16 protein-coding genes are annotated in these 19,570 nt (G+C 62.4%); 9 read left to right on the forward strand and 7 right to left on the reverse strand.

What is annotated here, in order from left to right; translation table 11 throughout:
* Nucleotides 1-65: 65 nt before the first annotated feature.
* Complete coding sequence (locus ACI3L3_RS02760; RefSeq protein ID WP_404843566.1) at nucleotides 66-2,957, reverse strand: insulinase family protein; 2,892 nt, start codon at nucleotides 2,955-2,957, stop codon at nucleotides 66-68.
* A gap of 85 nt (nucleotides 2,958-3,042) precedes the next feature.
* On the opposite strand from ACI3L3_RS02760, the gene ACI3L3_RS02765 reads away from it, so the two are divergent.
* On the forward strand, nucleotides 3,043-3,816 hold the full coding sequence (locus ACI3L3_RS02765) for an SDR family NAD(P)-dependent oxidoreductase (protein ID WP_404843567.1): 774 nt from the start codon (nucleotides 3,043-3,045) through the stop codon (nucleotides 3,814-3,816).
* Nucleotides 3,817-3,893: 77 nt separating this feature from the next.
* On the forward strand, nucleotides 3,894-4,937 hold the full coding sequence (locus tag ACI3L3_RS02770; protein WP_404843568.1) for an HDOD domain-containing protein: 1,044 nt from the start codon (nucleotides 3,894-3,896) through the stop codon (nucleotides 4,935-4,937).
* A gap of 368 nt (nucleotides 4,938-5,305) precedes the next feature.
* Here ACI3L3_RS02770 and ACI3L3_RS02775 read toward each other — a convergent pair whose 3' ends face one another.
* The gene (locus tag ACI3L3_RS02775) at nucleotides 5,306-6,595 is read right to left on the reverse strand and encodes a hypothetical protein (protein WP_404843569.1); all 1,290 of its coding nucleotides are present in this window, start codon (nucleotides 6,593-6,595) and stop codon (nucleotides 5,306-5,308) included.
* Nucleotides 6,596-6,775: 180 nt separating this feature from the next.
* On the opposite strand from ACI3L3_RS02775, the gene ACI3L3_RS02780 reads away from it, so the two are divergent.
* From ACI3L3_RS02780 to ACI3L3_RS02795, 4 genes are all read left to right on the forward strand, one after another.
* The gene (locus ACI3L3_RS02780) at nucleotides 6,776-7,330 is read left to right on the forward strand and encodes an HDIG domain-containing metalloprotein (RefSeq protein WP_404843570.1); all 555 of its coding nucleotides are present in this window, start codon (nucleotides 6,776-6,778) and stop codon (nucleotides 7,328-7,330) included.
* A 129-nt stretch (nucleotides 7,331-7,459) separates the two neighbouring features.
* On the forward strand, nucleotides 7,460-8,800 hold the full coding sequence (locus tag ACI3L3_RS02785; protein ID WP_404843571.1) for a YhjD/YihY/BrkB family envelope integrity protein: 1,341 nt from the start codon (nucleotides 7,460-7,462) through the stop codon (nucleotides 8,798-8,800).
* A 7-nt stretch (nucleotides 8,801-8,807) separates the two neighbouring features.
* Nucleotides 8,808-9,077, forward strand: a complete 270-nt coding sequence (locus ACI3L3_RS02790) for a cysteine-rich small domain-containing protein (protein ID WP_404843572.1) — start codon at nucleotides 8,808-8,810, stop codon at nucleotides 9,075-9,077.
* A 43-nt stretch (nucleotides 9,078-9,120) separates the two neighbouring features.
* On the forward strand, nucleotides 9,121-10,260 hold the full coding sequence (locus ACI3L3_RS02795; RefSeq protein ID WP_404843573.1) for a hypothetical protein: 1,140 nt from the start codon (nucleotides 9,121-9,123) through the stop codon (nucleotides 10,258-10,260).
* Nucleotides 10,261-10,340: 80 nt separating this feature from the next.
* Here the strand turns inward: ACI3L3_RS02795 and ACI3L3_RS02800 are convergent, their stop codons facing one another.
* The 5 genes from ACI3L3_RS02800 to hflK all read right to left on the reverse strand — a co-directional run bounded on the left by ACI3L3_RS02800 (nucleotide 10,341) and on the right by hflK (nucleotide 15,625).
* A complete protein-coding gene (locus tag ACI3L3_RS02800; protein ID WP_404843574.1) occupies nucleotides 10,341-11,051 on the reverse strand; it encodes an aspartate/glutamate racemase family protein in 711 nt (236 codons plus the stop codon).
* Nucleotides 11,052-11,115: 64 nt separating this feature from the next.
* Nucleotides 11,116-12,069: a hypothetical protein gene (locus ACI3L3_RS02805; protein ID WP_404843575.1), complete on the reverse strand. Its 954-nt coding sequence runs from the start codon at nucleotides 12,067-12,069 to the stop codon at nucleotides 11,116-11,118.
* Nucleotides 12,070-12,293: 224 nt separating this feature from the next.
* Complete coding sequence (locus ACI3L3_RS02810; protein ID WP_404843576.1) at nucleotides 12,294-13,016, reverse strand: helix-turn-helix domain-containing protein; 723 nt, start codon at nucleotides 13,014-13,016, stop codon at nucleotides 12,294-12,296.
* A gap of 758 nt (nucleotides 13,017-13,774) precedes the next feature.
* A complete protein-coding gene (gene hflC, locus ACI3L3_RS02815) occupies nucleotides 13,775-14,626 on the reverse strand; it encodes a protease modulator HflC (RefSeq protein WP_404843577.1) in 852 nt (283 codons plus the stop codon).
* On the reverse strand, nucleotides 14,627-15,625 hold the full coding sequence (gene hflK, locus ACI3L3_RS02820) for an FtsH protease activity modulator HflK (RefSeq protein ID WP_404843578.1): 999 nt from the start codon (nucleotides 15,623-15,625) through the stop codon (nucleotides 14,627-14,629). It abuts the gene before it with no gap.
* Between the two features lie 296 nt (nucleotides 15,626-15,921).
* Here hflK and ACI3L3_RS02825 point away from each other — a divergent pair, with 296 nt between their 5' ends.
* The 3 genes from ACI3L3_RS02825 to ACI3L3_RS02835 are packed head-to-tail and all read left to right on the forward strand — an operon-like array spanning nucleotide 15,922 to nucleotide 19,548.
* Nucleotides 15,922-17,289 carry a phosphomannomutase/phosphoglucomutase gene (locus ACI3L3_RS02825; RefSeq protein WP_404843579.1) on the forward strand — a complete coding sequence of 456 codons (1,368 nt, stop codon included), beginning with the start codon at nucleotides 15,922-15,924 and terminating at the stop codon, nucleotides 17,287-17,289.
* Nucleotides 17,290-17,348: 59 nt separating this feature from the next.
* Nucleotides 17,349-17,804: a 4Fe-4S binding protein gene (locus ACI3L3_RS02830; RefSeq protein WP_404843580.1), complete on the forward strand. Its 456-nt coding sequence runs from the start codon at nucleotides 17,349-17,351 to the stop codon at nucleotides 17,802-17,804.
* The gene (locus ACI3L3_RS02835) at nucleotides 17,797-19,548 is read left to right on the forward strand and encodes an aldehyde ferredoxin oxidoreductase N-terminal domain-containing protein (RefSeq protein ID WP_404843581.1); all 1,752 of its coding nucleotides are present in this window, start codon (nucleotides 17,797-17,799) and stop codon (nucleotides 19,546-19,548) included. Before ACI3L3_RS02830 ends, ACI3L3_RS02835 begins: the two co-directional genes overlap by 8 nt.
* Nucleotides 19,549-19,570 lie beyond the last annotated feature (22 nt).

Raw genomic sequence — 19,570 nt, forward strand, 5'->3', positions numbered from 1 at the left:
GCCCGGAATGCATTCCGGGCCGCCCTGTTTTTTTTGGATCGTGCTTCGCCCAAGGAGGCGGGACCTTACATGACGTCCGTCACCGCAAGTCCGGCGGCGGACCCCGTGATGCCGTCCTTGGAGCCGAGGACCGCCACATCGCCGTCCTGCATCAATGCGGCCAGCACCTCGCCAAAGGCGTTGAAGTCCGCCTGCGTGGTCGCCAGCAGTTCCTTGCGCATGGCGCTGCGGCGCTCTGGCGTATCGCCCACCAGAATGCGCGCCATGGCGGTGTAGCCCTGCGCATCAGGCAACATGTAGGCATCCACTTCACCCATGGCGCCGATGATGCTCTTGACCAGTTCGTCCTTGTCGAGGGTGAGGCTTTGCAGGTACTGCGCCGCGCCGTCGTACACCGACAGCGTCCCGTCAAGGTTCGGGTCGCGATAGGAGGCAAAAGCCATGGTCTTGCTGAAACGGTCCAGCGCGCTGAACGCGCCGTACGCACCGCCCTGCACGCGCACCTGATCCCACAGGTAGTCCATACGCAGATAGCGGTTCACGCACAGATGCGCGCCGCTAAAGGCGTAGCCGGCCTTTTTGAGGTCCACAATCTTGCCCACGTAGTTCACCTGCGCGGGGATGGTCAGGCCTTCGCGGGACGGCAGAGGCTGCGGCGTCCACGCAGCGGGCGCTCCCGAGGCTTCGGGCAACCCGCCAAGGAAGTCCCCCAGCGCGCCGTTCACGCCAGCCAGCGCCTCTGTGGACGCCGTCACGTTCACCAGCATGTCGCGGCGGGTGATGATGGCGCTGCGCAGACCCTCCAAGCGGGCACGCACGCCGTCCCAATCCGCGTCGATATCCTTGAGCAACTGGCGCAGGAAGAAAAGTTCCTCCACGCCGCCCATGGCCTCGTTCATCCATCCCGCCAAACCAGCGCGGGCGCGCAGGCGCGACATGACCACCATATGCCCAGCCGGGATGAGGCGCTGTTCCATGCGCGCCTTTTCCTCCAGCACAATGCGGCGGAAGCGGTCCTTGTCATCAAAGCGGGCGGTAAGCAGGACGTCCGTCAGAATATCCAGCAGGTCGCCGGTATTGGCGGCCATGGCCTTGCCGCGCAGGAACAGGCGCGCCACGGTGTCGCCGTCCACGGTCTCGGCCACGAAGGTGTCGGGATCAATGCCGCCGGTCTTGCGGGCGATGCGCATGGTCAGGGTGGAGAAGTCTTCCTTCTCGGTGCCCATCTCAAGCAGTGCGCGGCCAAACAGCGGAATAAGCGGCACATCGGGCTGCGCCACGCCGCGGATGTCGAATCCGGCGTCAAGGTAGACGATGCCCTGCGTGGGCAGGTCGTGGCTCAGGACGCGCACACCGGCCACATCCGTTTCGGCTGTGGGGATGGCCTTTTCCTGTTCGGGCAAATCGTCAATGCCCAGCATGGGGATGGAGGCGAGGTCCTCGGGGTTGTCCGGGGCCTCCTGCGCAGCCTTCAGGGCGCGGGCGGAGTCGATAACCGCCTGCACGTCCTGCTCGCTCATCCCGGCCTTGATGGCGGCCAGCTCTTCGCGTTCCTCGCGGTCGCGGCGCTCGGCCAGCTCCGGGTCCGGAGTCAGGAGCACGGTCACGCGGTGGCCGTTGCCCAGCAGGTACTCGCGCAGCAGATTCTGGAAGACGGGCACGCCCTCGGCCAGTTCGGCCTTCAGGCGCTCAAGAGGCCCTTCAAAGGCCAGCGGCGCAAAGGGGTCGCCGTCGTACAGCCATGTGGTCAGGGACATGAGCATCATGGACAGGCCCTTGGGGAAGCGCCCGGTGTTCTGCTCGCGCAGGTCAAATTCCACGCTGTTCAGGGCCGCTTCCACCATCTCGTCCGAGGGGCCGTTTTCGCCAAGGCCGCGCAGCACATCAAGGATGATGCCCTCGGCCTTTTCGCGGTTCTCGGCGTCCATGCCTTTAAGGCCAACGGAGAAGGACATCTGGCGCAATTCGTCCTCAAGGCCCACCCCGGCGAGGTCTTCGCCAAGGCCGGATTCCATCAGCGCGCGGCGCAGCGGCGAGGACGGCAGACCAATGAGCACATGCTCCAGCACCTGCAGGCGCAGGGCAAGGTCACGGTCCGAGGTTTCGGGCAGCAGCCAATTCATGGTGAACATGGCCTTGGCGTCCGCGCCGCCAGCGTAGTGGCGCTCCACCACGGCGGGCTGATTGGTGGGCGTTTGCACCTCCACCTCGGAGTCCACGGTCAGCGCCTCAAAGCCGCTGAGGGCGTCGGCCAAAATCTTCAGGCGGGTGTCTTCGTCGTCATCGCCATAGAACCAGAAACGCGCGTTGGAGGGATGGTACAGCGTACGGTGGAACTCCATGAACATTTCATGGTTCAGGTCCGGGATGTGGCGCGGGTCGCCGCCGGAGTCCAGCCCGTAGGTGGTATCCGGGAACAGCTCGCGCTGGGAGAATTCGTGCAGCAGGCTATCCGGAGAGCTGTACGCGCCCTTCATTTCGTTAAAGACCACACCCTTGCGGGTAAGTTCGCCCTCTGGGGAATCCAGCTCATAGTGCCAGCCTTCCTGCTGGAAAATCTGCTCGGTGATGCGCGGGTGGAACACGGCGTCTATGTAGACGTCCACAAGGTTGTAGAAGTCCTGCACATTGGTGCTGGCCACGGGGTAGCAGGTCTTGTCCGGATAGGTGAAGGCGTTGAGGAAGGTCTGGAGCGAGCCCTTCAGCAATTCCACAAACGGCTCCTTGACCGGGTACTTGGCGGAGCCGCACAGCACGGAATGCTCCAGAATGTGGGGCACGCCTGTGGAATCGCGCGGGGGCGTGCGGAAGCTGACGCCAAAGACCTTGTTCTCGTCGGGGCAGGTCAGGCTCATGAGTTCCGCGCCGGTCCTCTGATGGCGGAAGTGCCGCGCCTTCACGCCGAGTTCGGCAATTTCCTTCTCAACAAGCAACTCGAATCCGTGTATAATCGTCATCCATTCCTCCCGCTTTGCGCCAAAGGCTAAAGGGAGCCAAGGCGGCGGTACTTTGTCGTTTTTTTAGCCACGAAGGGTGTTGTACATGAGCTTTCTCGCAAATAAAACCGTCATCGTCACCGGCGCGTCGTCCGGCGTTGGCCGCGCGGCCGCGCAGGAGCTGGCCGAACGCGGTGCGCGCCTTGTGCTGTCCGCCAGAGCTGTGGATCCGCTGAAAGCCGCGCTGGAGGCATGCGCAAACGCCTCGCACGAGGCGGGGTTCCCCGGCGATCACGCCATGATAGCCGGGAGTGTCGCAAAGGCCAAGGTCGCAGAAAGCCTCGTTGCCACGGCCATGAATATGGGGGCGTTTACGGGTCTCATCCACGCGGCGGGTGTGCTGGCCCCCGGCCCCGCGCTGTGGGAGCTGGACCCGGACCGCTTTCAGGACGTGTTTGACGCCAGCGTCCATGGGGCGTGGATGCTCATCCATACGGCCATGCCCGCCCTCAGCCATATGGAGAACAGCTTTGCCGTGTTCCTTGGCTCCGGCGCGGCGGAAATCACCCAGCCCGGCATCGCCGCCTACTGCGCGGCCAAGGCCGCGGAGGAGCACATGGTCCGCCAACTGGCTGTGGAACTGCCGCAGGTGGCGTCCATGGTCTACCGCCCCGGCATTGTGGACACGCCCATGCAGGCCAAAGCCCGCGCCAGCACGGGAGAGATGGCGGACAAAGTCAGCGCCGTCTTCAGCGCTTGGCACGAGCGCGGCGAGCTGCTGACCCCGCAGGAATCCGCCTGCGCCCTCGTCTCCCTCATTGAGGGCGGCGTCCGGCGCTTTCATGGCGGCATTGCCACCGTGGCGGATGCCTCGGGCTGACGCCGGGCACACTGCCACCACCTCGCCGCCACGGCGCGGCGCACACCACAACGACACCACGCAGGAACAGACAGTCCATGACCACGCAGACAGACCACCACACCACCGCGCAGGCACTTGTTGACCGCCAATTCGCCTTTGCGGACCTTTCGCATCCGGCCATGGCCATGCTCCACAGCCTCGCCATGACCGATACCACAGAAGCCCTTGCCAGCGGCGCGCTGACGCCGCCGAAGCCGGGCAACACGCCGCCCCTGCCTGAGCCGCAGGCCCCGCTCAACGCCATAGACCTGCTGCGCGATGAAATCTCCCTGCCGTCCCTGCCCTCGGTCTATGCCGAACTGCAATCGGTCATCGCCGACACCAACTCCTCGGCCAGTGATGTGGCGCGGGTTATCTCGTCGGACACCAGTTTGACGGCCTTTTTACTGCGGCTGGTGAACAGCGCGTTCTATAGCTTCCCCTCGCAGATTGACACCATCTCGCGCGCTGTGGCCGTGGTGGGCACGGCGCAACTGTCCACCCTGGCCCTTGGCACCTCGGTCATGACCATGTTCACCGGCATTCCTGAGGAGCTCACCAATATGGAGGACTTCTGGCGGCACAGCATCAGTGTGGGCGTGCTGGCCCGCGCCATTGCCGTACGCAGCGCCACGGGCGAGCCGGAGCGCTTTTTCGTTGCGGGGCTGCTGCACGATGTTGGCCGCCTTGCCCTGTGCAAAGTCGCCCCGGACCGCTTTGGCGACGCCATTGCCACCGCCCGGGCCAAGGGCATGCTCCTCTACGAGGCCGAGCGCGAAGCCCTTGGCGTTGACCACGCCACCCTTGGCGGCATGCTGCTGCGCAAGTGGAACCTGCCCTTTAGCCTAGTCAACGCCGTGCTCTACCACCACGACCCGGCGCGCGCCTCCAAGCCCGAGGCCTCCGCCGTTATCCACCTTGCGGATATTCTCTCCTGTGCACTCTTCCACGGCCACACCACAGAGCGCCTTGTGCCGCCGCTGTCCAGTGAAGCGTGGGACGCCCTGCGCCTGAGTCCGGACGACCTGCCCGCCTGCGTCAACGGCGCGCAGGGGCAGATTGACGAAACCCTCCACGCCCTGTTGCACGGCGGCACCTAACCCCGCACGGGACCCAAGACGACGCGCTGTAACGCCGCGCCCCGTTATTGCCCAAACAGTGCGCCCAGACAATGGCCTCTGCCGCCCCGCCGCCGCACGGACGGGACCCTTCCTCCGCCCTGTAGCGCGCGGCGTCCGCCACAGCCCCCAATGCACCAACCCCGGACGCGTTGCCGCATCCGGGGTTGAAAAGCGTGGCCCGCCGCCACAAGCGCGCCATAAGGCTGGCGCGCCACGTATTTTTCCCAGCCAAGCTGGCTCGTTGTCTTGCTGACGATTCGAACAAAGCGCGGCTCAAGGCGCACGGATGGTCCACGCCCAAAGGGCAACCGCATTACGCGGCCACAACGCCGCCGGTCTCCGCCCGCCTAGGCGAGCATGCCGGACAGGGTCGCATCCCCGCCGTCGAACAGCGACAGCGCAAGCTCCATCTCGCTGGCAAAGCGGCTGTGCACTGCACTGCGGACCCGCTCCGTGGAGGAGCCGAACTGGCCGCTGCGGTGGGCATACACTTCCTGAATAAGCGACTTGCCAAAGTCCTCGCCGCCATTTCTGTTCACGGCGTCCACGGCGCTGGCAAAGATGCGCGCCGAGCCGGATGCCCCGTGCTGTACGGCGGTGCTCCACAGCACCTGCGCCAGCACGCCGCCCTCGCCTTCAAGGTCCAGCCCTGTCAGCTCGGCCACCTTGCGCGCCGCCGGCAGAAAGTGCGTCTCGCGGATGAACTCGTGCTGTACATCGGCAAAGCGCTCCGGCTCCGCCTGCGCAATATCCTCCCACGCAGCGGGAACGGCTCCCGTGGTGGACCCGGTGTTGGCCTTGCCCGCGCCGCGCAGAGCCTCGGCCCATTTGGGCGCGTGGCGGTCAAGGTATGTCAGAAAACCGTCAAAGGTCCCCGCGCGTGATGAAATCTGGTACATGCCGTAGGACGTGCCGCCCACCCGGTCATACCCGATCACGCCGGGATCGCCATTGGATTCAAAACGCGCCGCCAGCAAGCCTGCAAGGCGCGCGGCCTCGCTGCTGCCGTAGGCCTTGTTTTCCATGGCCTGCGTTGCCGCCTGCCGTGAGGGCGACTCGGTGGGCGTATGACCTGCGGCCTGCGCCATCACAGCGCCGGCTGCGGCATCTGCGTCAGTTGTAGCCCCCGCCGTGGCGGCCTGCACGGCCGCACTGCCCGGCTGGGCGCCGGCGTCGGTCTTGGCGCTGACGGTGGCAAAGGAATCGCCCGCAGCGCCGTGTTTCTGCGCCGTGGTCATGGACTCGGTGCGTTGTCTGTGGTGGACGTTTCGCAGGGTCTCCAGCATGGTTGCCAACGCATTGGCGCCGCCCAGCGCGCCGGGGAAGGCTCCCTCGCCGTCGCCCCGCGCGTCGCCGCCGGAGTCCGACAACGTGTCGATGAGCATGGAAGCGTCCGTCAGCCCTGCGAATTCGCTGGCCTGATGCGCCCCCCCCTCACCGGTCATACCGTTTATGAATTCCCGGCCCAGCATCAGCTGGCCTTCAACGCCCGTGTATGTTCCCGGGCCGCCGGTAAGAATGCTCTGCAACATGCTGCCAAAGGCCGCATCCCCCAGCGGCAGGCCCTGCCCGCCGCGGAACTGCGATATCTTCTGAAGCGCCGCAATCTGTTTGGTTATGCTACTTAATCTATTCATGTACACGCTCTCCTAACGGGAATGACGACGTCGAAAAACCGACGATTCCCCCTCTCATGAGGGTATTGAGCAATAAGCATGCCTAGATACTGAAACACTGCAATTCCAGCGAAGCATTTGCCCTTTTTAGCGTCTTTCCTGTAGGCTTGCCGCATACATTATCATTTTGAGGAGATACCAATGATGACACGAGACGAAGCGCTGGCCCTTATCACCGCGCAAAATCCCGAACCGCACCTGATCAATCACGCCAAACAGACCGAAGCCATCATGCGCGCCCTTGCGCCGCAGTTTGAGGCGGACGCCGAGCTGTGGGGCATCACCGGCCTGCTGCACGACCTTGACTACCCCATGACCAAGGACACGCCCGAACAGCACGGCGCCATGGCCAAGGATATGCTGGACGGCCAAATGCCCGAAGACGCCCTGCACGCCATCATCGCCCACAATGAAGAATGCACAGGCGTTGCCGCCGAAAGCACGTTCGACTACGCCCTGCGCGCGGCAGAGACCGTCACCGGTCTCATCTCCGCCGCCGCCCTTGTGCGCCCCACCCGCATGGACGGCATGAAGGCCAAGAGCCTGAAAAAGAAAATGAAGGACAAATCCTTCGCCGCCAGCGTCAACCGCGAGCGCATCCACGAGTGTGAGAAGCTGGACATGGACCTTGGCGCATTTTTGACCCTGTCCATCGCCGCCATGGCCGGCGTGGCCGAGGAAACCGGCATCGCCTAGCCCCGCGGCCAAGGCCCGCGCCAGCTTGACCAGAACCAAACACGGGCACGAAGCCGCCACAGCGCCCTTCGTGCCCGGCACTCGCTCACCCAGCGGATGCCCGCATCCGCGCCACCATTGGAGGACGCCGTGATCCGCCTCCCCCGCGTTCACGACCCGCTTGATGAAACCAGCTCCTTTGCCGAAAAGCAGCTGGCGCGCCTGATGCGCTGGTTGTACATGATTGGCCGGGGCTTTGTGGCCGACCAGTGCCTGCTGCGCGCCTCGGCGCTGGCCTATACCACCGTCCTCTCCATGGTGCCGCTTTTGGCCGTGGCGTTCTCCATTTCCAAGGGCTTCGGGTTCCAAAACTCCACCTTCATCCGCACCCTGCTCATGCAGGCCACCACCGGCAACCCCGAAGTGGTGGAAACCATCATCGGCTACATCAACAACACCAACGTCAGCACGCTGGGCGTGGCCGGCGTGACCCTGCTCTTCATGACGGTCATCTCGCTGCTGGGGAACATTGAGGCGAGTTTTAATTCCATCTTCGGCGTGAAGAGCCAGCGCAGCCTGTGGCGCAAGTTTTCGGACTATCTGGCCGTGACCATGGTCTGCCCACTGCTCATCATCGTGGCCATCAGTTCCACGGCGTCGCTCCAGAGCACGCACGTGGTCCAGCAGATTCTAAGCGTTTCCGTCTTCAGCACGCTGTACATCGCCCTGCTCAAGCTGCTGCCCTACTTCACCACGTGGCTGGCGCTTCTCTTTATTTATGTCTTTATCCCCAACACGCGGGTACGCTTTCCCGCCGCCCTTGGCGGCGCGGTTATCGCCGGCAGCCTGTGGCAGTTGGTGCAGATGGCCTACATCCAGTACCAAGCCACCTCCACCAACTACAACGCCATTTACGGCAGCTTTGCGCAGGTGCCGCTCTTTCTCATCTGGACCTTTATAAGCTGGATTATCGTCCTGCTGGGCGCGGAAATCTGCTTCGCCCTCCAGTACAGCGAAAGCTACTACAGCGAGGCGCGCATGAACGAGTACAGCTTTGACGACAGGCAAAAGCTGGGGGTACTCGTCCTCGCCCTTATCACGCATATGTTTCAAAGCGGACGGCCCACACCCACCAATGAGGACATCGCCCACCGCCTTGGCGCGCCGGTGAAGCTGGTGAACCATGTGATGTTCATGCTTGCCCAAAGCGGCGTGGTGGTTAAAGTTGACCGCGAGCGCGGCGAGGCATACACCCTTGCCCGTCCCCCGCAGAGCGTGCGCATCGTGGATGTGATGCAGTCGCTGTCCCTGTACAGGGACACCACAGGACGCGAGCCCTTTGAAAGCAACGCCGACTTTCTGGCTCCTATATTTGCGCAAATCGGGCAGGCCGCACGGGCAAGCGAAGGCAACCTGACCCTCGACGCCTTTGCCACACATTGCGCTGGGCATGCCTTTTGCGATACATCTCGGCACGATGAAGAGACGTGACACACAGATGGAACATAATCACAAGTATTTCCGCAACACGGATTGCCGATACTTCCCCTGCCACAAGGACGCGGACCCGGAGCATTTCAACTGCCTGTTCTGCTTCTGCCCCCTGTATTTTCTGCAGGACTGCGGCGGCAATCCCACATGGCGCGGCAAGGTGAAGGACTGCACCCATTGCACCGTCCCGCACTCCCCCGGCGGCTACGTGCATGTCCTCGCCCGTCTGAAACCCGAGTTCGAACGGATGCGCGCCGCATCCGACGACGAAAGCTAACCAGCACCTCGGCAGCAACAGCGCAACCAAAGGACAGACCGACATGAACGCCCAACGCAAATCGCTCCTCACCCTCGCAGTGGTCCTCATTGCCATTGGTGCCGGATTCTGGCTGTGGAATGCCCGCACTGCCCCCGCACCGGACGCCCAGACCGAATCGCGGCAGGACGAAGCCGACGGCGCGGCCTCGTATCTGTCCGAGTTGCCCCGCGTGCCCGTGACTGACGACGGCAACGCCACGGCAGAGGCAACAACGCAGCCGCAGCCCGCCGCCCCCGCGCAGGAGACCAACGCCTCGCAGGTGCGCGGCAACGCCACACCCAGCGAGCAACGCACGGACGCCGTGGTCACGCCGGACTTTGTCCGCGACCTCGCCCGCTTGTGCGCCACCAATTACCACCCCCCGCGGACCCGACATAATCCCTCCGGCGGCGGCATCACGACCCTCACGTTCAAGAAGCTCAACATGCACTACGGCATTGAGCTGACGGGCCTGCGCACCGGCTCGCGCGACGTGCTGGAAGGCCGCACCGCCGTGCTGCGCCACCTGATGTCGCCCATCGTCCTGCGCACCGTGTACGCCCTGTTTGGCGACGCCTTTGTGGCCGCCCTTGCCGAAGAAGGCATACACCAAACCCGTGAATTCAAGGCCCCCGAAGGCGGCTACGCCTTCCGCGCCCTCACGGCCAAGGAAGCCGAAAACATGCTGGACGTCTACGCGGCCATGGTCCGCGAGGTGGGCAGCACCTTCCGCGCCTTTGCCAAACGCCGCGACCTTGTGGACGTGATGGAGCGCTACAGCCGCGCCGCCCGCCGCGTCACCGACGCCTACGGCGCCTACGCCGACCTTGAGGCGCAGGACGCACCGGCCAAGCAACTGGACCGCATCTCCGCAGAAATCAAAAAGGCCCTTGTGGAGCGCGACAGCATGCGCGCCACCATCCTGTCCATGGCCTCCCCCAAGAAGACCCGCAAGCTCCTGTCCGAAGGCGACGTCATGGACATTGCCACGTGGATTTCCCGGCGGCTGACCACGGACAAAGAATACATCAACGCCATCGGCGCCATTGCCTCCCTCAGCGAGGAGCTGGCCATGGACCTGAAAGGCTTTGACACCACCGCCCTTGCGGCCAATGCCGCCAGTTCTCCCGCACCCGACGGCGCCAGCGCCACCGCGCAGTAGCCCCGGCCATACAACGACAAACAGCCCGGTATGCGTGACGCATACCGGGCTGTTTTTGCATTGTGCTCTGGATCTGGCGGCTAGCTGGCCGCGCCTTCGCCCGCAAGGGCAAATTCCACCGCCGCAAGGGCGTGCAGACGCGTGGTATCCAACAGCGGCACGTCGGTGTGCTCGGGACCGACCAGCAGCGGAATTTCCGTGCAGCCAAGCACCACGGCCTGCGCGCCGTTGTCCTTCAGGCGGCTGATGGCCTCAAGATACGTGGCGCGGGAATCGTCGCGCAGTTCGCCCTTTACCAGTTCCTCAAAGATGATGCGGTTGATTTCCTTGCGTTCGGCCTCGCCGGGCACGCACACCTCAACGCCATGGGCGTCGGCAAGGCGGCCCCGGTAGAAGTCGTACTCCATGGTGAACGCCGTGCCCAAAAGCCCCACGCGGGACCAGCCGCGCGCTGTGCATTCGCGGCCCGCCGCGTCGGCGATGTGCAAAAGCGGCACGGAAATGGCGGACTCCAGCTTGGGAGCGATATTGTGCACGGTGTTGGTGCAGATAAGCATGCACTCAGCGCCTGCGGCAATCAGGGACTCCGCCGTGGCCGTCAGCTTGGCCGCGACATCGTCCCAGCGCCCGGCATGCATGAGGTCCGCGACCTGCTGAAAGTCGTAGGACTGCATCACGATGTCGGCGGAATGGACGCCACCCAACCTGCGGGCGATTTCCTCATTGATGATGCGGTAATACTCGATGGTGGATTCCCAGCTCATGCCGCCAAGAAGGCCAATACGTCGCATTGTCGGCTCCGGTGTTGTCAATATGTCGTGCGTTCGAGAGAAGGTCCGGGCTACCCGGCCCCTCTTAACCAAAGAAATAATACAGCGTGCCCGTGGTGATGATGGACACGACGCGCAGCGTCTGGTTGGCGGCGATAAGCCGCAGAGCGATGCGCGGTTTAAAGATGCCTGCATAGTACGGAAACTGGTGGCGAAACGCCCGCATGGGCGAGGACAGCACATTGCCCAGCACCAGCGCGAGGACGATTTCCCGCGTGGTCAGCGCGCCTTCCTGAATCAGCGCGCCAGCCGTGGCCAGCCCGGCGGTAAACTCCGCCGCCACGTGGAAGACCACGATGGACAGCGCCTCTGTCGGCAACCACGAAAAAAAGGACACATGCTCGGCCAAGAAGTCCTCAAACACTCCAAACGCGCCGTAGCGGTTCAGCAGGTAGATGGCGATGTAGATGGGCACCGTGATGCGCAAAATCTTGCGGATGCGCTTTTTGAAGCGGCTCCACGTTTTTTTGAGGGCTTCACGCCAGCCCGCGCTGCGCTGCTCGTCCAAGCGGCACGTCACACAGCCCGGCGGCAACGGCGGCAGAACCAGCCGCCCAAGAAGGATGATGAATGCCGTGCGCAAAAACGCCGCGCCAAGGGTCAGGCTCACATACACTACCGCCGCGCTGCCAATAAACGGCACGGTGATGAAAAACAGCGTGGGCATGTGCAGAAAATACGTCGGCAGACTGTTGAACAGGTTGGAGATCATCAATTCCTTGTCCGACAGGGTGCCCTTTTCGTGGGCCTCGGCCAGCATGGTGTTGGCCGCAATGCCCGAGAAAAACGCCATGGAAAAACTGGCCCCGGTCACGTCCTTGAGGCGGGCGATGCGCGTAATAGGCTCGGCCACGCGCGCCACAGCGCGCGTCCAATTGAGCGCCTCAATAAGGTTACCAATCATCAGGCCAAGGGAAATATAGAAAATTAGGCGGCACAGCGGCCAGCCCAAACCATTCCAAAGCAGGTCAAAATCCATGGGGTGTCATCCGTTATGTCTCATCGTTGCGGAGCTTCCGGTGAAGCTCAACAGGCGCAAATCGGGCCGGGAGGGAACCGCTCCGCCACCCGTGCGGCGGATGCGGCGTGTTAGCCTATCAGCATAGCCCACCACCCACAACACCCGGCAAGAAACAACAAAGCCCCCGGTGACGGGGGCTTTGTGAAACCGCTGATGCGGTGAATATCCGGGGAATGCTCGGCTTACGCTTCCTGCATGGACCAGATCATGCGACCAACGACCTTTTCGCCGTATTCGTCGATGGACAGCTGCTGGTCCACATGATTGGGGTTCTCCGACTTGAGGACGAAGAGATTCTGCTGGGCGTCAAAGTACACGCGGCGGATGACCAGTCCCTCGTAGGGAACCAGCACGCCGTAGACTTCGCCGGAAGTGATGGCCTTCTGGTCGCGGTCCAGCCCCACAAAAGCGCCGCGGCGCAGCAGAGGCTCCATGCCCGCACCGTCCATCTGCACCACAAGCAAAGACTCGCGGTCAAAGGCGGAGGGGATGATAATCTGGCCTGCGGCGGTGGGCTTCCACTGGCCCTGCTCGCTCAGTTCGCCGGCCATACCGTAGTAGGTGACCACCTTGCCGGAAGCCAGCGGATCGCCGTAGGGCGCGCCCTCTTCATGCAGCGTCTCGGACAGCGCAGGCTGATCAAAAGGCTGGTAGCCTTCCTTGGTCTTGATGTGCTCAGGACCGCGGCCCATGGCCAGCCAATCGGGGTTGAGGCCGTACTTGCGGAACAGCGTCAAAAACCAATCCGCGGGGACGGAGTCCCTGCGCTTGGCGTCGGAAATACTGGACTGGCGGATACCCAGAACACTGGCCAGCTCGACCTGCGTCCTCGTTCCGGTTGCTTCCTTTATCCGTTCAACGACCGGTCCGAACCCTTGTCCGTACTTGGAACCTGTCTTACTCATTAATAAACCCTTCTTTTCCATAGCAGAGTATTGACAAGACTATCAGCTAGTCTATACAGTCAAATCGCTAGGACATCGTTATGGAACAAAAAATTCACACATCCTTGGACCAACACCCCTGCGGCCGACAGGCGGCTCTTCGGGCCTGGCTGGCGTACCACGGCATCCCAATGAAGGAGCTGGCGCGTATGATAGGGGTTCATCCCTCAATGATGACGCACATCGTCAAGGGCAACCGCTCTCCTGCCAAGCGTATTGAGCAGCTTGTGGCACTTGGAATTCCACGGCACCTGCTGCCGGAGCCATCACGGCCGCCGGGGCGCCCACCGAATCAAGACCCACTGAAGACGAAAGGGGGACAGGCAGCGCATCGAAGTGAAAACGCGCGGGTGGAAGGAAAAATGTGAGGTCGTATATCCACACGGAACCATTCGATCAGAATTCTGCCAATGTCGACACAGGCGCGCCTTAATCTATATGCACTCGCGCCCTTGTGTGCATTGTCCTATTCAGCCGGAGCGGCGTAGGCAATAATCATACTAATCTGGTCCAGTTTGTCAAATCCCTATCGTTCTCGCCAACTCGTTTTGTTGCTTGCGCAGTAATCATTCAATTCCCGCGGGAAAAATGCAACCCCTTTTTGAATGGCCCCGCCGATATTGTCAATCAATTTACCACATGTCTATCTTGCCATCCATATCCAAAAAAACGCCCCACCTCGGCGAGATGGGGCGTTCTATGTTTCAAAGCGGTGCAGTTTAGCGCATGTAGCGCATGAACTCGTTGTCCGGGGTCATAATGATTCTGGTCTTGTCGTCAAAGCTCTTCTCGTACGCTTCAAGGCTGCGCTTGAAGGAGTAGAAGTCCGGCGACTGCTTGAGGGCACCAGCGAAAATCTTGGTCGCTTCGGCTTCGCCATCGCCTCGCAGCACCTGAGCCTTGCGCTCGGCTTCGGCGAGGATGAGGGCGCGTTCCTTATCGGCCTGCGACTTGATTTTTGCGGATTCCTCCTGACCTTCGGAGCGGTACTGCTTGGCCTGACGCTCACGCTCGGCGCGCATGCGGCCGAAGATAGCGCGTTCGTTCTCCGGGGGCAGGTCCGTACGCTTGATGCGGACGTCCACGACCTCGATGCCGTATTCGCTGATGAGCGTGGAGGAACGCTTGGTCACCTCTTCCATAATCTGCGCGCGCTTGTGGGCCACGACCTCACCGAGGGTGTAGCGGCCAAGAGAGGCACGCAGCTGGGAGTAGATGATGTCGTCCAAGCGCGAGCGGGCGGTATTCACGGTCCGCAGGGTCCGGTAGAACTCCAGCGGGTCCACAATGCGCCACTTGGTATAGTTGTCCACCAGCATGGTTTTCTTGTCGCTGGTGAGGATTTCCTCGGGGCGGGCGTCGTATTCGAGCACGCGCTTGTCGAAGAAAATGACGTTCTGGACAAAGGGCAGCTTAAAGTGCAGCCCCGGCTCCATAATGCCGCCAACGGGCTTACCAAGCTGGAGCACAATGCCCGATTCCGTCTCATCCACGGTATACACGGTCTGCGTTGCGCCGACGAACAGCGCCACCAGCAGCACAATAAGGGCTACGGATTTGTTGGAAGACATTTAGTTGCTCCCTCCCTTGCCAGAAGGCCGCGCGGAAGAGCCACTGGGGGAAAGCGGCAAATAGGGCACCGCACCCCGCAGGGCTTCGTCGGACATAATGATCTTTTCCGTGTTGGGGTTGGAGAGGATGTGTTCCATGGTTTCAAGGTACAGGCGCTTGCGCGTCACGTCCTTGGCCTTGTTGTACTCCTCAAGCACGGCGAGGAAGCGTGCGGCGTCACCCTTGGCCTTGCGCACCTGCGTCTCCTTAAAGGCCTCGGCCTTGTTCAGGAGCACAGCCGCCTGACCACGCGCCTTGGGGATCAAGTCGTTGCGGTAGGCGTCGGCTTCGTTGATGAAGCGGCTCTTGTCCTCGCGCGCGGATGCCACGTCCTTAAAGGCGTCGATGACTTCCTTGGGCGGGTGCACGTTCTGCAGCTGTACAGCCACAACGCGTATGCCAGCTTCATAGCGGTCCAACATTTCCTGCATCAGCTCGCGGGTTTCGTTCTGGATGGCGAGCTTGTCCGTAGTAAGCACCGTATCAATCTTGTTGCGGCCGATGACTTCACGCATTCCGGCTTCGGCCACGCTCTTTACAGTCTCGTGCTGATTCTGCACATTAAAGAGATAGTTCTTCGCATCGCGAATAAGGTACTGCACGATGAACTGCACGTCGACGATGTTCTCGTCACCGGTGAGCATCAGCGATTCCTGCGGCACGTCCTGGAACTGCCCCGAGGAAATCTGCGTGCGGCGGCCTACGGTACGAAGGCCCACCTCAACACGGCGAATCTGCGTCACCTTCGGCGTTTGCACCGACTCGATGGGGAAGGGCCACCTGTAGTGCGGGCCGGGTTCCGACTGTCGTTCAAAAGCCCCAAAGCGCTGCACAACGCCGACCTCGTCCGGTCCGACGATGTAAATGCCCGAGGCAAGCCACAGCACAAGGGCTATGAGAAGCACAATGCGCCATGCCGGGAACTTGAAATTCTTGAAGCGGTCCCAATCGACGTTCACGTCGCCGAAATTGGGGCCTCCGCCTCCGCCGCCCGGCTGCCTTTTCCGTTTTTCCTGGAGTTTTTCCCAATCCCAATTCATAATAACACCAATTACGTTCAATGATTTCAGAGGTCAAGCAGACCTCCTGAGCATGTCGCCCTCCGGCGCAGTGCCATGGAAACGGCGTGGGCCGGGCCGCACACGTTTTGCGTCCGTCCCGAAAAATGTCGTACACCCAATCCTAAGTGTAGTATGGTAGTGCCGGGTTCCGCAATGAATATACGAAAGAAAATGCCAAGAAATACGGAGGACAAATGAAACCCGTCAATCAGGAGATCTTCAGGGCCTATGACATCCGCGGCATCGTGGACACCGACTTCGATGCAGAATGGGTCGAGACCCTCGGGCGCGCCTGCGGCACCTACTTCAGGCAGCAGGGGCACACGCAGGCCGTTGTGGCCCACGATTGCAGGCACTCCTCTCCCCTGTACCAAAAGAGCATCATCAAGGGCCTTACCGAGACGGGAATTGATGTTGTCTATCTGAACATGGTCGCCACGCCGCTGTTCTACTTCGCCTGCAAAACGCTCCATCGCAAGGCCGGCGTCATGATTACCGCCAGCCACAATCCCCCGGAGTTCAACGGCTTTAAGGTCTGGTCCGGTGAGACCACCATCCACTCCGAGGAAATCCAAAAAATTTACCAGATCATGCAGGCCGGTGAGTTTGAAACCGGTGCCGGCGTCGCCAGCGAGCACAACATCGTGCCCGCCTATCTCGACGAGCTGGCCGCCCAGACCACGCTGAACAATCCCGTCAAGGTCGTCCTCGACGGCGGCAACGGCGCGGCGGGCGAGGTCTGCCGCGAGCTGCTCACCCGCATCGGCGCAACGGTCATCGACCAGTACTGCGACCCGGACGGCGACTTCCCCAACCATCACCCCGACCCCATCGTGCCCAAGTACATGGCGGACCTCATCCAGCGCGTACAGGACGAGGGCGCGGACCTTGGCATCGGTCTGGACGGCGACGGCGACCGCATCGGCGTCATCGACGAAACCGGAAACATGATCTACGGCGACCAGCTCCTCGCCATCTACGCCCGCTCGGTACTGGAAAACATCCCCGGTGCCACCATCATCGGCGAGGTCAAGTGCACCCATCTTATGTACAACGACATTGCCGAGCACGGCGGCGTGCCCATCATGGGCCAGACCGGGCACTCCCTCATCAAGGCGCGCATGCAGGAAACCGGCGCGCAACTGGCCGGCGAAATGAGCGGCCACATGTTCTTTGCCGACCGCTACTACGGCTTTGACGACGGCTGCTACGCGGCCCAGCGCATCGTGGAAATCATGAGCGAAAAGCCCGGCGTGCCCATCAGCACCTACCTCAGCGACTGGCCAAAGACCTACAACACCCCGGAAATCCGCAAGGACTGCCCCGACGCCATCAAGTTTGACGTGGTGCGCCGCGCGCAGGACTACTTCCGGGAAAAATATGATATCATCGACGTTGACGGCGTCCGCATCACTTTCCCGGACGGATGGGCCTTGCTGCGCGCGTCCAACACGCAGCCCGTGCTCGTCCTGCGCTTTGAGGCGCAGTCGCCAGAGCGTCTGGAAGAAATCCGTAAGGTCATCGAGGTTCCGCTCGCCGAGTGGATTGCCGAAATGGCCTAACTCCGACCGAACCCATGCCGCCGGGGCACTCGCCCGGCGGCATGGTGGAGCCATGCACCATGAAGATACTCCGTGCCAGCCATATGGAACGCTGCATCGGGTGCCATTCCTGCTCTCTCGCCTGTTCCCGTCTCGTCCACAGCAGCCTGTCCTGGTCCCGTGCGGGCATCCGCATCGGCTCGGCGGGCGGCCTCACCACCGGATTCGAAGCCCGCTACTGTCTTGCCTGCGACCCGGCACCATGCGCCATTGCCTGCCCCACCGGGGCCTTTAGCCAACGCAAGGACGGCGGCGTCAAGGTCAAGCGAGAGCTGTGCATCCGCTGCGGCGAATGCGCGGCCGCCTGCCCCGTGGACGCCATCGCCATGAGCGACGAGGACGGCCTGCCCTACGTCTGCATCCACTGTGGGCGGTGCGTCCCCTTCTGTCCGCACGACTGTTTGGAGCTTGTGGACGCGGGAACGCCGCAGCCCTCCTCCGCCACCCCAAGCCGCAGGGAGGCGTCCGATGAGTGACCGCATGTTCCACATCCTGCACGTGAATCTGGACACCGGAAAGGGCAAGCGCTCGGACTTTGCCCCGGTCAGCGAAACCCTTGGCGGGTCCGGCCTTGCCGCCGCGCTGTTTGAGCACTTCGGCAGTCCGGACCACCCGGCGGAGCATCCCTCCCAGCCCCTAATCTTTGCCATCGGCCCACTGACGGGCATGTTCCCGCTCATGAGCAAGGTGGTGTGCGCCTTCAAATCGCCCTACAACGACGAATACGCCGAATCCCACGCGGGCGGACGCCTGGCGCTGTCCATGCGCTTTGCGGGGTACGACGCCATTGTCGTCACGGGCAAGGCAAAGGAGCTGTCCTTCCTCACCGTGGGCGGACGGAAAATCGACGTGGAAAACGTGGAGTACCTACGTGGGCGCGACGTGTTCAGCACCGGCAAGTACCTGCGCAAACGCCGCCCCACCCACGGGCACGGCAGCATCATCCGCATCGGTCCCGCCGGGGAAAACGGCGTGGCCTACGCCTGCATCAATGTGGACTCCTTCCGCCACTTTGGCCGCCTTGGCTCCGGGGCGGTGATGGGCTTTAAAAACCTCAAAGGTCTCGCCGTCATCGGTGACCGCGAACTCGATTTGCCCGGCGGCAAGGACTACAAGGACCTGTTTAAGGACATCTACACGGAAGTCACAGACTCCGGGATGATGAGCAAGTACCACAACCTCGGCACTGCCGAGAACCTGCTCGCCCTGAACGAACTGAAGGCCCTGCCGTGGGACAACCTACGCAAGACCACCCGCCCGGAAATCGACGGCATCTCCGGCGAGCGCTTTGCCGAACAGCTTCTGCTGCGGCAAACGGCATGCGCCGGGTGCCCGGTGGGCTGCATCCACATCGGCCTGCTGCGCGAAAAATTCGCCGACGAAAACGAATACCTCTACCGGCAGGTCTCCTACGACTACGAGCCTATTTTTGCCTGCGGGTCCATGCTTGGGCTGACCTCGGCGTCCGACGTGCTGGCCATTTTGGACGAGTGCGAGCGCCAAGGGCTCGACGTGATGAGTGCGGGCGTGGCGCTGGCGTGGGCCGCCGAAGCGCTGGACAAGGGTCTCATTAGTCAGGAGGACACCATCGTCCCCCTCGTCAGCGGCACAAAAAGCGGCTTCATCGACGCCGTGCCCCTGCTGGGCAGCCGCGCCAATGAATTCTACGCCCGCCTTGGGCAGGGCGCACTGGCCGCGGCCAAGCACTACGGCGGCGAGGAGTTCGCCTGCGTCCTCGGGCAGGAGATGGCGGGCTACGCCACGGGCGAAGTATATTTTGTTTCGCAGGCGCTGGGCTTTCGGCATTCGCACCTCGACAGCGGCGCGTACTCCTATGACCAAAAAGCCAAACCCGGCGAGCAGGACGCCGACGACGCCGTAGCGTTCATGATAGAGGACGAGCGCAAGCGCGTGATGCTCACGGGTATGGTGTCCTGCCTGTTTGCGCGCAAGGTCTACAGCACAGAGCGCCTGCAGCAGGCGCTGACCTCCGTGGGCCTTGCCGACGCGGCTGACCGCCTGGACGACCTCGCGCGCGAGATGCAAATCCTGCGCTGGCGGCACAAGCTGGCCTGCGGCTTCGACCCGCGCGCCGTGAAAATCCCCCGCCGCTTCCTTGAGGTTGTCACCTGGAAGGGCGGCATGGACGAAGCCTACCTCAATGAAATCAAGGAGAAATACGCCGCGGCGATACTGGACCTCGCCAACTCCGCAGAGTAACCTGCACTTTCGACTTCCCATG

Origin of the sequence: Desulfobaculum sp. SPO524 (genome assembly GCF_044987625.1) — a bacterium.
Lineage (GTDB): Bacteria > Desulfobacterota > Desulfovibrionia > Desulfovibrionales > Desulfovibrionaceae > Desulfobaculum.